This window comes from Haloarcula rubripromontorii, assembly GCF_001280425.1.
Taxonomy (GTDB): domain Archaea; phylum Halobacteriota; class Halobacteria; order Halobacteriales; family Haloarculaceae; genus Haloarcula; species Haloarcula rubripromontorii.
In genome coordinates, this window is record NZ_LIUF01000002.1 from 588,643 (window position 1) to 602,137 (window position 13,495).

At 63.4% G+C, this 13,495-nt stretch carries 12 protein-coding genes and 1 tRNA gene; 7 read left to right on the forward strand and 6 right to left on the reverse strand.

What is annotated here, in order from left to right; genetic code table 11:
* Window positions 1-2: 2 nt before the first annotated feature.
* Window positions 3-1,721 carry an ABC1 kinase family protein gene (locus tag AMS69_RS08185; protein ID WP_053967573.1) on the forward strand — a complete coding sequence of 573 codons (1,719 nt, stop codon included), beginning with the start codon at window positions 3-5 and terminating at the stop codon, window positions 1,719-1,721.
* Between the two features lie 20 nt (window positions 1,722-1,741).
* On the opposite strand, the gene AMS69_RS08190 is transcribed toward AMS69_RS08185, so the two are convergent.
* Entirely contained in the window at window positions 1,742-2,266 is a 525-nt protein-coding gene (locus AMS69_RS08190) for a GNAT family N-acetyltransferase (protein WP_053967574.1), read from the reverse strand.
* Between the two features lie 220 nt (window positions 2,267-2,486).
* On the opposite strand from AMS69_RS08190, the gene AMS69_RS08195 reads away from it, so the two are divergent.
* The gene (locus AMS69_RS08195; protein WP_053967575.1) at window positions 2,487-3,905 is read left to right on the forward strand and encodes a sulfatase-like hydrolase/transferase; all 1,419 of its coding nucleotides are present in this window, start codon (window positions 2,487-2,489) and stop codon (window positions 3,903-3,905) included.
* 6 nt (window positions 3,906-3,911) lie between these two features.
* Complete coding sequence (locus AMS69_RS08200; protein ID WP_053967576.1) at window positions 3,912-4,322, forward strand: GtrA family protein; 411 nt, start codon at window positions 3,912-3,914, stop codon at window positions 4,320-4,322.
* Here AMS69_RS08200 and AMS69_RS08205 read toward each other — a convergent pair.
* On the reverse strand, window positions 4,319-5,266 hold the full coding sequence (locus AMS69_RS08205; RefSeq protein ID WP_053967577.1) for an AAA family ATPase: 948 nt from the start codon (window positions 5,264-5,266) through the stop codon (window positions 4,319-4,321). The genes AMS69_RS08200 and AMS69_RS08205 overlap by 4 nt on opposite strands.
* Before the next feature lie 85 nt (window positions 5,267-5,351).
* Here AMS69_RS08205 and AMS69_RS08210 point away from each other — a divergent pair.
* Window positions 5,352-5,436, forward strand: a tRNA-Ser gene (locus AMS69_RS08210).
* Between the two features lie 182 nt (window positions 5,437-5,618).
* Here AMS69_RS08210 and AMS69_RS08215 read toward each other — a convergent pair.
* The 4 genes from AMS69_RS08215 to AMS69_RS08230 form a co-directional block, all read right to left on the reverse strand.
* On the reverse strand, window positions 5,619-7,475 hold the full coding sequence (locus AMS69_RS08215; RefSeq protein WP_053967578.1) for a DUF2070 family protein: 1,857 nt from the start codon (window positions 7,473-7,475) through the stop codon (window positions 5,619-5,621).
* Between the two features lie 55 nt (window positions 7,476-7,530).
* On the reverse strand, window positions 7,531-8,100 hold the full coding sequence (locus tag AMS69_RS08220) for a GMP synthase subunit A (RefSeq protein ID WP_053967579.1): 570 nt from the start codon (window positions 8,098-8,100) through the stop codon (window positions 7,531-7,533).
* A 70-nt stretch (window positions 8,101-8,170) separates the two neighbouring features.
* Window positions 8,171-9,268, reverse strand: a complete 1,098-nt coding sequence (locus tag AMS69_RS08225) for an ATP-binding protein (RefSeq protein ID WP_053967580.1) — start codon at window positions 9,266-9,268, stop codon at window positions 8,171-8,173.
* 71 nt (window positions 9,269-9,339) lie between these two features.
* On the reverse strand, window positions 9,340-9,888 hold the full coding sequence (locus tag AMS69_RS08230) for a DUF7097 family protein (protein ID WP_053967581.1): 549 nt from the start codon (window positions 9,886-9,888) through the stop codon (window positions 9,340-9,342).
* Window positions 9,889-9,969: 81 nt separating this feature from the next.
* On the opposite strand from AMS69_RS08230, the gene AMS69_RS08235 reads away from it, so the two are divergent.
* From AMS69_RS08235 to AMS69_RS08245, 3 genes are all read left to right on the forward strand, one after another.
* Window positions 9,970-10,317: a DUF192 domain-containing protein gene (locus AMS69_RS08235; RefSeq protein WP_053967582.1), complete on the forward strand. Its 348-nt coding sequence runs from the start codon at window positions 9,970-9,972 to the stop codon at window positions 10,315-10,317.
* Window positions 10,318-10,510: 193 nt separating this feature from the next.
* Entirely contained in the window at window positions 10,511-12,019 is a 1,509-nt protein-coding gene (locus AMS69_RS08240) for a (R)-citramalate synthase (protein ID WP_053967583.1), read from the forward strand.
* A gap of 306 nt (window positions 12,020-12,325) precedes the next feature.
* Window positions 12,326-13,381, forward strand: a complete 1,056-nt coding sequence (locus tag AMS69_RS08245) for a cupredoxin domain-containing protein (protein WP_053967584.1) — start codon at window positions 12,326-12,328, stop codon at window positions 13,379-13,381.
* The last annotated feature ends 114 nt before the right edge of the window (window positions 13,382-13,495 follow it).

A 13,495-nucleotide genomic window follows, 5' to 3' on the forward strand; every position in this document is an offset into this window, starting at 1 on the left:
CGGTGAACCTTCGCGCGTACTGGCGGTTCCTCGTCGTCGCTCGCCACTTCCTGCCCTTGTTGGTCGCGTACGCACGAGACCGAAAGCGGTTCTTCGTGATCGGCTCATCGCGCCGCGTCACGCCCGAACAGCGTCGCAAACGGGCACAACAGCTACTGGACTCGCTGCTGACGCTCGGCCCGACCTTTATCAAACTCGGCCAGATCCTCTCGACGCGGCCGGACGTCCTGCCGCCGGAGTACATCGAGGAGTTCTCGAAACTGCAGGACCGCGTGCCGCCGGCGGACTGGGACGAGGCGCGGGTCGTCATCGAGGACGAACTTGGGGCTGTCGACGACCGCTTCGACGAGTTCGAGACAGAGGCGATAAGCGGGGCGTCGCTCGGGCAGGTGTATCTGGCGGAGGTCGACGGCGAGAAGGTCGCGGTCAAGATTCGCCGCCCCGGCATCGAGGCGCTTGTCGAGGCCGACCTGCGGGTCGTCCGCTGGTCGCTCCCCCTGCTGATGTATTTCATCGACGATTCCCGGTCGTTCTCGCTGGAGACGCTCGCCGACGAGTTCTCGAAGACCATCCGCGAGGAGATGGACTACCAGCGAGAGGGCCGGATGCTCACCGAGATCCGGGAGAACTTCCGTGACAACGACCGCATCTGTATCCCCAACGTGAAGGAGTCCCACTCGACGCGGCGCGTCCTGACGATGGAGTACGTCCCCGGGACGAAGATAAACGACATCGACAGCCTCGATGCGGGCGGTATCGACCGCACGGAGCTGGCCGAGACACTCCAGCGGGCGTACCTCCAGATGATTATCGACGACGGCGTCTTCCACGCTGATCCGCACCCGGGGAACCTCGCCGTACAGGACGACGGGACGCTCGTCTTCTATGACTTCGGGATGTCTGGGCGGGTCGACCCGTTCGTCCAGGACAAGATCATCGACTTCTACGCCGCCGTCGCCGACCAGGACATCGACGCTATCCTCGACGCGCTCATCGAAATGGGGACGCTCTCGCCGGAGGCCGACCGGCAGGTGATGGGCGACGTGATGGAACTGGCCATCGCCGACGCCCGCGGCGAGGACATCGAGCAGTACCGCGTCCAGCAGATTATCCAGCAGGTCGAGGACACCATCTACGAGTTCCCGCTCCGACTGCCGGCGAACCTGGCGCTCGTACTGCGCGTCGCCACGGTCGTCGAAGGCGTCTGTGTCACCCTCGACGAGGACTTCGATTTCATCGGTGTCGCGACCGACTACCTCCGCGAGGAGGGGTACATCGCCGAGGGCGTCCGGAACTTCGTTGAGGACCGCGCAACCGAAGTGTCAGATGCCGCCCGGTCAGCCGTCCGGATCCCGCCGAAACTGGAGTCCGCCCTCGACAGGGTCGAGCGCGAGGACTTCCGTGTGCAGGCCGACATCGAGGATTCCGATGGCCTGCTCGCGACGATGACCAAGCGGCTCATCCTCGGGATGTTGCTCGCGAGCACACTGTTCTCGACGGCGTTTCTCTACACGCAGGCGTCGCTGCCGGCCACCGGAGTCGGCATCGCTGGAACCGTCGGCCTCTCTCTGGCGCTGTGGTGGTCGTTCCGCTCGAAGAAGGCTGTCCGCGCCAAGCCGCAGTTCACGCGACAGAGTATGCGCGAGCAAGACCGGGAGAGCCCGGGCGGCCTCAACACCTCTTTCGGCGAGGACACCGACGACGCCTACAGCGGCGACTGAACGCCGAGCGAGGTTGGGGGTCAGAGCCGCTTTTCGAAGTGAACGAGTTCGTACTCGCCCTGTGTCGACCGGTCGACCTCCTGATACCCCTCGTCGCGGTAGAACGCGACCGCGGCGGCCTGGCTCTGTGATGTCGTCGCCAGCAAGCGCTCGTACCCCCGCTCGGCCACTTGCTGTTCGAGTCTGTGCAGGAGTCGACGACCGTAGCCACGCCGCTGCCGAGACGGAGCGACCCGCATCCGGTGGAGTTCGGCCGCGCCGGGTACAGTTCGCTCGTCGGCGTGGCCGACCTCGTTCGGGAGGAACCCGCCCATCGCGGCGAGGCCGCCGTCGAACGTCTCCGGCAGTTCGTCGTCGGCGGGAACGACGCCGACGAGAAACGCGCCGCCGGTGTCGAAATACCGCGTCTCGATGTTTTTCAGGTCCGACGTTCCGGGGATGTCGCTGGGGTCGTTGCCGGTCGCACGTATCGCCCGCTCGTGGAGACGCCAGACGGCGTCGGCGTCTCGGTCGTCGTAGGACCGAAACTGAATCGGGTCGATCATCGAATACGTTCTGGACGACTCATTGTCGAAGTGAGGCTTTAATTCTACCTTATCAGCGTATGGTTCTATTATAGCCGCCTGAATTTATCCGGAACGTTCAGTATTCCGGCTCTGGTACAGGGGGTATGAGAGAATTCGGTGGCACATGCTGGGTGCAAACCCCCGTTTGCGGACGCGATACGTCGATACCATTACGATCAAGGGGGCACGTGAGTCGACAATGACGGCCCCAGCAACCAACAACGTGGTGTTGGTCACGGTTGACTCGCTGCGGGCGGACGCACTGGGTGGCGCTGACAGCGTCTCCCCTGTCATGGACTCGCTCGCCGAATCGGGCGTCGTCTTCGAAAACGCCGCTGCACAGGGGAACTGGACGCCGTTCTCGTTTCCCAGCATCCACGGGTCACGCCCAGTGTTCGCGGAGAGCGAGGACATCGGTCTGGCATCGACGCCGACGCTGGCTGAGCAAGTCTCTGATGCCGGCATCGAGACCGCAGGATTCAACGCCGCAAACGGCTTTCTCACCGATCACTGGGGGTACGACCGCGGGTTCGACGAGTTCGAGCCGTTCGTCGACAGCGGCGGCTACAGCAAGTACCTGGCGGCCCACCCGACGATTCAGGCCTGGGTCCAGCTGGGAACCTCGCCGTTCCGGCGCGCTGCGACCGTTCTCAGTGGCGGGTCCGACGAACGCCCCTTCGCTGACGTGTCCCGGATGGGGGACCTCGAAGATCGCGCCACTGAGTTCCTGAAAACGACCGACGGGCCATTCTTCCTGTGGGTCCACTACATGGACACACACACGCCGTACGTACCGGCTCCGCGGCATATCCGCGAAGTGTCCGACAACCACTTCGGCGTTCTCCGGATGCTCACGTCCCACCTCCGAACCGGGCTGGGCTGGGAAGTCGACGACCGGACACTGGAGACACTTCGAACCCTGTACGAGGCGACAGTCCGGCAGGTCGACGCCAGCGTCGGTCGGCTACTCGACACCCTCGAAACCGAAGGCTACCGCGACGATACGGCCGTCATCGTCGCCGGCGACCACGGCGAGGAGTTCCTCGAACACGGCCATCTCGCTCACTACCCCAAGCTCTATCGGGAACTCATCGACGTTCCCTACATCATCTCGACGCCGGACGGCGAGGGGCAGTCAGTTGAGACGCCGGTCGGCCTCGATACAATCGCGCCGACAGTGTGTGACCTGCTGTCGCTCACGCCCGCGACGGAGTGGGACGGGGAGTCTGTCGCTCCGGCGGTCCACGGCGCGGCTATCGAGGACCGCGGCCCCATCGTCTCCGCAGCGGTCCGGGGCGAGAGCGTGACCAGCCAGCCGATTCCACGGAGCCGCGCGGACGGGGAACTCCTCCTCAGCGCACGCGACGAGCGCTACACGTACATCGAGTTCACAGACTCGGGCCGCCAGGAACTGTACGACCGGACGAACGACCCCGAGGAGCAGGTCGATCTGTGTTCGGACTCGACGGACGCCGACCCGCCGGCGACCGTTCTCGACCGGCTTTCGGATGCTGTCGCTGAACACCTCGCCACCCTCGACAGCGACGGGAACGGAGCTGGAACCACTGAAGCATCCGACGAAATAACAGCACGGTTAAAGGCGCTCGGTTATCAGTAAGGCTGTATGGCGTCCGCTGTCGTCACACCGGCCCGGCGACAGCAGCTCGTCCGGTTTTTCCTCGTCGGCGTGGTCGCGGCAGCCGTCCAGACGGTGTTGCTGTGGTCGTTCGTCGATGTCGGCGGCCTAAACTACATCCTCGGGGCGGCGCTCGCTATCGAACTCACGATACTGTTCCAGTACGTCCTCAACAACGCCTGGACGTTTCACCGGTCGCAACACTCGACGCTCAAAGAGTACATGCTGGGGATGGGGAAGACGAATCTCGTCCGGGGAACGGCGATTCCGCTCCAGCTGGGTCTCCTCTATGCGTTCGTCACTTGGGGCGGCGTCACGTACCTCATCGCGAACGGCGGCGCAATCGTCATTACTGGCGTGTACCGGTACGCGCTGGACGCCCACTGGACGTGGGGTTAGACCGTCGGAACGGGGACCTCGTCGAGCACGCTCTGGATAACCGTTCCCTTGTCGACCTGCTCGACGCGGGCATCGGGGGTTAACACCAGCCTGTGTGCCAGCACCGGCTGTGCGACCCGCTTGATGTCGTCCGGAGCAACGTACTCCCGACCCGCGATTGTCGCCATCGCTCGCGTCGCCTCGAACAGCCGCTGGGTCCCACGGGGTGAGACTCCCACATCTACGCGGTAGTCGTCCCTGGTCGCCCGGACGAGGTCAGCCATGTACTGCAGCAGGTCGTCGTCGACGGTGACCGTCTCCGGAACGTTCCGGAGTTCCGTGACCGATGCCGCGTCGAGTATCGGCTCCACGGTCGGGCTCTGTGTCGTCCGGCCGGCACGCCGCCGGAGGAGTTCGACCTCGCCTTCGTCGTCCGGGTAGCCGAGTGACGTCTTTGCCAGGAACCGGTCGACCTGCGCCTCTGGCAACTCGAAGGTCCCCTCCATGTCGACCGGGTTCTGGGTGGCGATGACGAAGAAGGGTTCGGGCAGGTCGTACGTGTCTCCGTCGACGGTGACCTGTCCTTCTTCCATCGCTTCGAGCAGCGCGGACTGTGTCTTGGGCGGTGCGCGGTTGATCTCGTCGGCCAGTACGACGTTGGCGAACACTGGCCCCTCGGTGAATTCGAAGCTCCGGGACTCCTCGTTGAAGATGTGTGTTCCCGTGATATCGGCCGGCAGGAGGTCCGGCGTGAACTGGATGCGAGAGAAAGACAGTCCTAGCGCGGTCGCGACGCTGCGGGCGGTCAGCGTCTTCCCTGTGCCGGGCACGTCCTCGAGCAGGACGTGGCCCTTCGCGACAACACCCAGCAGCACCGTCTCGAAGAAGCCGCGGTCAGCGATGACGGCACTTCCGATCTCATCGAGGATCTGACTCGACGCCTCGCTTGCCTCGGTAGCGTCCATAGCCTGTCATGTTACGGGTCCGATAAAGGGGTGTCGAGTCCGAAATCGAAACCCCTAAAGAGCAAACGGCGGTACTGATGGATGAGCCGAGGTAGCCTAGCCTGGCCAAGGCGGTTGCTTCGAGAGCAACTGTCCTCACGGACTCAGGAGTTCAAATCTCCTCCTCGGCGTTCTCTGTATCAGAACCGACGAGCGTCGCGAGTCTGAATGCTGGAGCAGACGGTTCGGATGAGGGGCCATGGCGCGATGCTGTGACTGCCGCCCGTGGTTCACCGCCGCTCTCCGGTACTCTCTGACTGAACAGCGAGCGATAGTGCTGGGTCTAAGCGGACCGTTTCCGGTCGACTGCTCGTCAGGTCAGCAAGAAGATCAGCACGCTGATCGTCATGACGATGAGAATAAACGCCGCGGCAAGCGCGCCGCCCATCGACACCATCGCGTTGGCGGTCGAAGCCAGCGTCTCGGTGCGGTCGTTGCCAAACACCGTCACGGTCACCTGTTCGCTCGCCATCCCGGCCTCGACGGGTTCAAGATCGGCGACGGCTCTGTCGACGAGGTCCCCGATGAGCGCAACGATCTCCTTCTCGGGGATGGCCTGTCCGACCTGATTCTCGGCCTCGACGGTATTGACGATGTGGGTGTCGCTGGTCATCACCTCCATCATATCCACGCCTTCGGCGGCGTCGATGATGCGCTGACGGAGGCCCGGCTCCATGTTGTTGCCGTCGATGAGTACGTACGCCGTCCGCTGGTCGTTGACCTCGAAGACGCAGACCCGGATGCCGAGCGGGCCGATGCCCTCCTCAGGCTCCCAGGGCGTTGCGTCCCAGGCGACCCCACAGCGGAGCCGGCCAGTTTCGGCGTCTGTGAGCAGGCTCCCGAGCTGTCCGGCTCCGTGGAGCATATCGAAGGACCGCTGACTGCCGGGCACGACGTGGCCAAGGTCGTCGCCTTCGAGTCCGTCGTTGCAGTTGTGCGCGTCGACCAGCAGCACGTCTTCCAGCCCGTCGGCCCGCGCTTCCGACATCGCTGAGAGTCCAACGGCGTACTCCACGTCGTCGGCACAGCCCGGCGCGTACGTGTTCACGACGAGCGCGTCGGAGCCAAATGCCTGTCCCGTCAGTGTGGCCTCGCCCTCGGTGACCTGGTGGCCTGCCGTCGCATGGCTGTCGTATTCGATGTGCTGGTACGCCGTCTCAGCCGTCGACAGGATCTTGTCGACTTCCCGCTCTGTAACGAGATTGAAGTCATGGCCGGCAGTCGCGTGGGGCGGGAATGCGAGGCCGTCAGCCGACTCGGCGACGCGTCTGGGGAGGTTCCCCCCGCCGATCTCACCCATCGGACCGGGGTGAATCATCGGCAGAACGAACCGGGCTTTCTCCTCACCGTCCGGCCGACGGACCGACAGCAAGGTGACCGGAACGACGGCCTCTTCGCCGATATCTTCGAAGAACTCCTCCAGTTCGCGCGTGCCCTCGGCGATGTGGCCGATGAAGCCCCGGAGGAAATCTAGTGCGGAAACGCCCAGCGAGGAGCGCCACGGTTGGTCGATAACGACGAGGAACAGCCAGACCGCCAGCGCGTAGATGACACAGATAACTGCGAGGATGATGAAATCCTCCGGGATGAACCCCTGTACCTGTGGCGGGACCTCTTCAGGGCGAGAAAGGTACTCCCGGAGCATCGGATCTTCGAGGATGAACGCGGTTGCCCCGCTGTATATCGCCAGCAACACGGCGGCAGTGACTGTCTGGACGCTCGCCGGCACCGTTGCTTTCAGCAGTGAGTGTCGCGAGACGGCCATCAGTATCAGCAGCCGGAAGGCGAATATCGACGCTAGCGCGACTAGCAATACGTCGAAGACGAAGTTCTGCCCGAGGCGGACAGTAAAGATGGCGATGAGGCCGGCAACGGTCAGCATCGCGATGGTGATGAGCTCACAGATGACTGCAAGCAGGGTGGCCCGGTTCGGGGTGAGTTGCCCGCCAAGCTGCCGGTCGACCCACGGCGTCACCGCACTGGCGATTGAGGTCGGCAGGCCGATGAGAAACACGCCCTGCCAGGCGTCGTCAAGGATGAACCGTGAGTCAAACGCAACGATGCCAGTCATCGCGGCGATGACTAGCGCGAAGGCTAGGCTCGTATACCAGGTCGGAGCCCTGAAAATAAACCGCGAAAGGCTAGCAAGATTTCCCTGTGTCGCCGTCATTTTTGTATCACACCCTACGAGCGAATATAAAACCAGTTACATTCTTTCCCGACGGTTACTGGCGGGCGACGGACTGCTGATCACACAGCGACAGGAAGTTCTCGAACACTTCTTCGCCCTCTTCGGTGTGGGCGACCTCCGGATGCCACTGGACGCCGTATATCGCCTCGTCCGTGTTGCTCATCGCCTCGACGCCACAGACGTCGGAAGTCGCGGTTCGCTCGAACCCGGGTGGGACTTCCTTCACTTCGTCAGCGTGGCTGGCCCACACACGCGTGTCGGGGTACAGCGAACCGAGGAGCGGGTCGTCCTCGTCGAGAATCTCGACCGTCACGTCCGCGTAGCCGCCGTACTCGCCGCCGCCGACCCGGCCGCCGAGTTCGTCGGCGATGAGTTGCATGCCCAGACAGATGCCGAGTACGGGAATGTCGAGGTCAAGGTACTCGGGACAGTTCCCGATATCGTCCATGTCCGGGCCGCCCGAGAGGACGATGCCGTCGGCGTCAATCTCCTCGGGTGGGGTTGTGTTGTCCCTGAGCGAGACGTCGACGCCCATGTCACGGAGCGCGCGCTGCTCCAGATGTGTGAACTGTCCGTGATTGTCGATAACGTCGATTCGAGTCATTACTGACGCGAAGGCTACGAAGGCGTATATATCTCCTGATGCAGCCGAACGGTTCCGCTCGTGTCCGGCTTCAGGGCCACTCTCGAAGGGTTTGGCGAATCTCGTCGAGAACTGTCGGGCCGCAGAATTCCAGCGTCACGACATTGCCGTCGTCCGAAGTCGTGAGGTGTACGGCCCCGCCGTAACTCTCGACGATCCACGTCGTCAGCCACAGCCCGATTCCTTTCGAGTGGTGGAGTTGCGTCTCCTGTCTGCTGTCGAGGACCTCTCGCTCGTGTTGTGGAATCGACGGACAGTTATCGCCGATGTGGACGAACACGGTTCGACCGTGTTCTTCGACCGAGATATACAGTGTCGGGGTCTCCTCGCAGTGGACGACTGCGTTCTCGATAACATTCCGGAACACGATGTCGAGCATCCAGTCGGCGTACACCCGCGACTGCTCGGGGAGGTCGAGTTCGACGGTTGCCTCTGGGTGCGACTGCGTGGTGTTTTTTATTTGTTCTCTGATGCATGGGACAAGGTCAATCGGCTCCTGTGCGCGACGGTCTGCATCGAACGCAAACTCTATCTGTCGCGCTTTCTCCGTCGTATCGATGATAGCATCGATTGTGCCGCTCAATTTGTCGGCGTGGGCACGGCATTTGGGGTCCCCGCGCTCTGTGGCATCCCGCTGCAGTTCACCGAGGTGTCCGAGTGCGACGTTGAGATCGTTTCGGAGATCGTGCCTGAGTACCCGGAATAACACTTCGTTGCTCTGTGCGAGTCGGCGTCGAGACCGCCGGAGTTCCAGCAGCCATCCGAACAAAATCCCGCCGAACCCGCCGACTGCGACCCCACTTGCGAGTATCGACGGGATCATCGAGGACTGCGGTATCGGAGCGAGCAGTACGACGACTTTGATGAGCGTAAACAGCGCGATACCCAGCCCGCACCACTCCGCAGCAGTCCATATCTGGTCGCCGGATAGTCCGCTCACTGGAAGCCAGTAGTTCGCCGCTACTAGGGCTAGCGCTGGTGTCAGCCCTACGCTGAGGATGACCATATCGATCAGGGACGGACGGGCGGTAGAGATGCCGTGGGCGAGCAGTGCGCCGGTGATCACAACACCGGTGGCGACGACATATCCCGTCCCCAGCGACTGCTTCGTGAGCGCCGGAGAGGTCACTATACTACTCAGTTACTGTGATCCTACTTATCCGTCTGCCACCAATTATCACTTTTGGTATTGGGGCGGGGTTACGAGTCGTCGTACCGGTCGGCTGCCGATTCAAATCCCAGTTCGGATTCCTCCCTAGAGCGGCGCTGTTCCCGCTGTGCGATAGCTTCGGGGTCTGGATTCACGTCGTCGTCGAGCCGTGCCCACGACTGGTGTATCTTGGCGTGACACCACCGGCAGAGAAATACCGTTATCTCATGCGATAGCTCGTCGCCGCCGTCACGGTATGAGAGGTGGTGTTCCTCCAGTAGCGGCCGCTCGTCGGAGTGGGCCATCCGCCGCTCTTCGAGTCCGCAGCGAACACACTCCCGGTCGTGGTTCCGGGAGCGGAAATGCGGGCAGTCGGCCCAGTCCCACTCTGGCTCCGTGTCTGCGTCCGCGTCGTCGGGCGCAATTGCTGCCGGACAGCGAAAGTCGTCAGCGCTCCGTGCGTTGGCGAATTCGGGGTCGTGGCGGCCGTGTTCGCGCGCCCAGCGGCACTTCCCTTCGCTGGTAACGAAGTCACATCGCGTCACGTGGTCGTACGGGTCGTCGACGCCGACGGATGTCCCCCCGAGAGCCTTCTCCATGTCATGTAGTCCGTGGTCGGCCCCCTCAAACCCTCCGCTCCGACAGAAGACTTTTTGACTGCTTACGACTTCCGCGGTGGTATGCGACTCGTCCACGACCCCGACGGCGCGGCTCGCCCTCTCGCGACGGAGGTGGAATACGCCGAGTCGATACTCGAACAGGGCCGGGGGCTGATGTTCCGGTCATCGATTCCCGACGACTACGCGCTCGTCTTCCCTTTCAACCGCGCCAGCCGACAGTTTATCCACATGCTGTTCGTCCGGTTCCCGCTGGACGTACTCTGGCTCGTCGACGAGGAGGTCCAAGCCGTCGAAACCATGCAACCCTGGCGCTCGGTCGGCTACGCAACTGCGGACACTGTCATCGAACTGCCCAGTGGCGCGGCATCGGACGTTTCTGAGGGTGACACGGTCCGCCTGGAATCCTGAACACGACCGGTGTGAAGTGTGGTAGTCAGTTCCGTCACCTTTTAGACCGTGAGGATTAGAGTAGACACCACTATGTCGGAACACCCGACGGAGGATAGAGGAAGTCGCCGCAAGGCGGCTGGCCGCGAAATTCGTGGCGCGTGATGGAGCATCTTCTGTGAGTCAGAACACACTGTTCGAGGGGCACCCAGCGATGCGTGCGCTCTCAGATGTCGGTGAGGTACAGTTTCTCGACACGACACTGCGCGACGGTGAGCAGGCCCCTGGCGTCTCGCTGACGCCGGACGACAAGGCCGATATCGCTCGCTCGCTCGATGCGGCGCGTATTGATGTCATCGAGGCCGGGAGCGCCTGTACTGGCCCCGGCGAGCGCGAGACGATTTCCCGCGTCGCGGGACTCGACCTCGACAGTACTGTCACCAGCTTCTGTCGTGGGATCCAGAACGATATCGACCTCGCGCTTGACTGCGGTGTCGACGGCATCAACCTCGTCGTTCCGGCCAGCGACAAGCACGTGGAGCAGAAGGTCGGCACCTCGAAGACCGAGAACGTCGACAACACCGTCGAACTGGTGGAGTACGCCACCGACCACGGGCTCTGGGTCGAGGTCATCGGCGAGGACGGCTCGCGGGCCGACCTGGACTACCTCGAAGAACTGCTCGGGGCCGGAATCGACGCCGGCGCGAACCGCATTTGCTGGGCCGACACCGTCGGCCACGCGACGCCGGACCGCGCGCTTGAATGCGTCTCTCGGCTCTCGGATCTGGGTCCGGTCAGCACTCACACCCACGATGATCTGGGGCTGGCGGTGACGAACGCCCTGGTCTCCATTGCGGCGGGTGCGGACCTCGTCCATGGGACGATAAACGGCATTGGCGAGCGGGCCGGCAACGTCGCCCTCGAAGAGGTCGCCATCGCGCTCGACCACGGCTACGGCGTCGAATCGATGGACCTCACCGAAGTGTACGACCTCGCCCAGCTCATCGCCAACCGGACCGGCATCCCGCTGGCTCCGAACAAGGCGGTCGTCGGCGAGAACGCCTTCACCCACGAGTCCGGCATTCACACCGACGGCACGCTCAAGGACGACTCGATGTACGAGCCGTACCCGCCTGAGAAGGTGGGCCGCGAGCGCCGCCTCGCGCTCGGCAAGCACGCGGGCCGGGCCGGTGTCGAGGCGGCCCTCGACGAGCACGATGTCGAAGTCACCGAAGACCAGCTCTCGGAGATCGTCAGTCGCGTCAAGGAGATCGGCGACCGCGGCAAGCGGGTCACCGACGCCGACCTGCTGACCATCGCCGATGAAGTGACCGGCGATGCGCGTGACCGGCGGGTCGAACTGCTCGGCTTAACCGCTGTTTCCGGCTCCGACACGCCGACAGCGAGCGTCCGACTCTCGGTCGACGGCGAGGAACGCAAGGAGGCAGCGGTCGGCTCCGGACCGGTCGACGCCGCGATGAACGCCGCCGAAGTGGCGTTGTCACACACTGCCGACGCGACGCTCGAAGACTATCACGTCGACGCTATCACGGGCGGGACAGACGCACTCGTCACTGTCGAAATCGAGATGTCACGCGGTGACGATCACGTTGTCGTCTCTGCCAGCGACTCGGACATCACCCGGGCGTCCGTACGTGCGATGGTCGACGCGATGGACCGTCTCGTCGCCGACGACGAGGAACCGCTCGTCGCCGACGACTGAGACCAGTCCCACGTTTCCCGGACTTCGGACCGCGACGGATTGTACCCGTTCTGCCGATACCTTCGTGCTTGCGGGTTCTATCGCCGTTTTCTCGCTGATTTCGCTCACCGGTCGCCCGCCATCCCAAATGTTTGATAATTATAATTATAGTTTAGGAAATTATTTAGTGACTGTCGGGTCAACCTGAGAATGTCATGGTGGGACTGGGCGGTAACAGGGCGTTGGGTGTGTGCGATAGGTCTGTGAGACGGTGAGACGGTCGCATTACGTCGGTTCGGGGCGTGAGCGTTCGCACGGGCGGTGGCCATGACAGACACTGAGGGCGTGTCTGCTCGGCGCAGGATCGACTTCGCCGCGAAGGTCGATCCACCGTCGAGACGCGTCTCTCGATTCGGGACACAGGTGACCACAATGAAACCGACTGACCTATCGACAACCAGGCGACGACTGCTCCGGAGTCTCGTCGTCGGGGCCGCCGGTGCAGGGCTCGGAACCTCCGTCGGTGCAGCGGACCCGACCGCCGCGGCGGACAGCGCGGCCCAGAACAGGCAACCGAACACAATCGACCCGATATTCGGGCTCGCGTCGGCGGAACCGAATCCGTGTGGCGGCGACGCCGACGCATCGTGCTTCGAGTCGTTCCCGGCGGCGGTTCGTCCGGACCACGAGGTCGAGATGCACATCGGACTCCCCGGTCTGCTCTTGGCGCTGGCCGAGCAGGGCGGCCTCTCGGAACCGACAACGACGACCGTCAATCTGGAGGCGGCCGACGGCGACATCGTTGCACGGAACCTCCACCGGCCGGACGCCACGGTCGAGATAGAGACGCCGGACGGCACTGTCACTCGCACGGTCGCCGAAATCGCCGAACTCGTCACTTCGACGGTCGGGTTCCACTACGACCCGGCCGGGATACACGTCAATCCCGGTGACGTAGTTCTATTCAGCGCCGAGACGCCGGACCACGCCGTCGCCGCATACCACGAGCGACACGGACGACAGAACCGAGTGCCCGACTCGGTCGGACCCATCGCTTCGCCGCAGATACCCGTCGGCGGGTCCTGGCGGTACCGGTTCGAGACCGAGGGCGTCTACGACCTCTACTGCCCGCCCCACCAGGTATTCGGGATGGTCATGCGCGTGGTCGTCTCCGAAGGGGACTCGGTTCCCTCACTCTCCGTCGAGAACACCGGGCGGCCGCCGGGTGAGGAGTCGTTCCTGCCGGACATTCTCGGCGGCCTCGACCCGAACGTCCCGAGTTCCCACGCAGCGCTGACGGCAGAGCCGCTCGCACCGGAGAACATCGTCCAGAACGGGACCGTTTCCTGGGAGGCTGTCGTCGAGAGTCACCGTAGTTCGTAGCGTCACATACCGGTGCCCTGACGGACTACGACGGACCGCGAATCACCTGAACCCCGCTTCGACGCCGCTCGGCGAGCACGTCTCAACTGAAGAAACGACCGCGTGAAGTCGTAC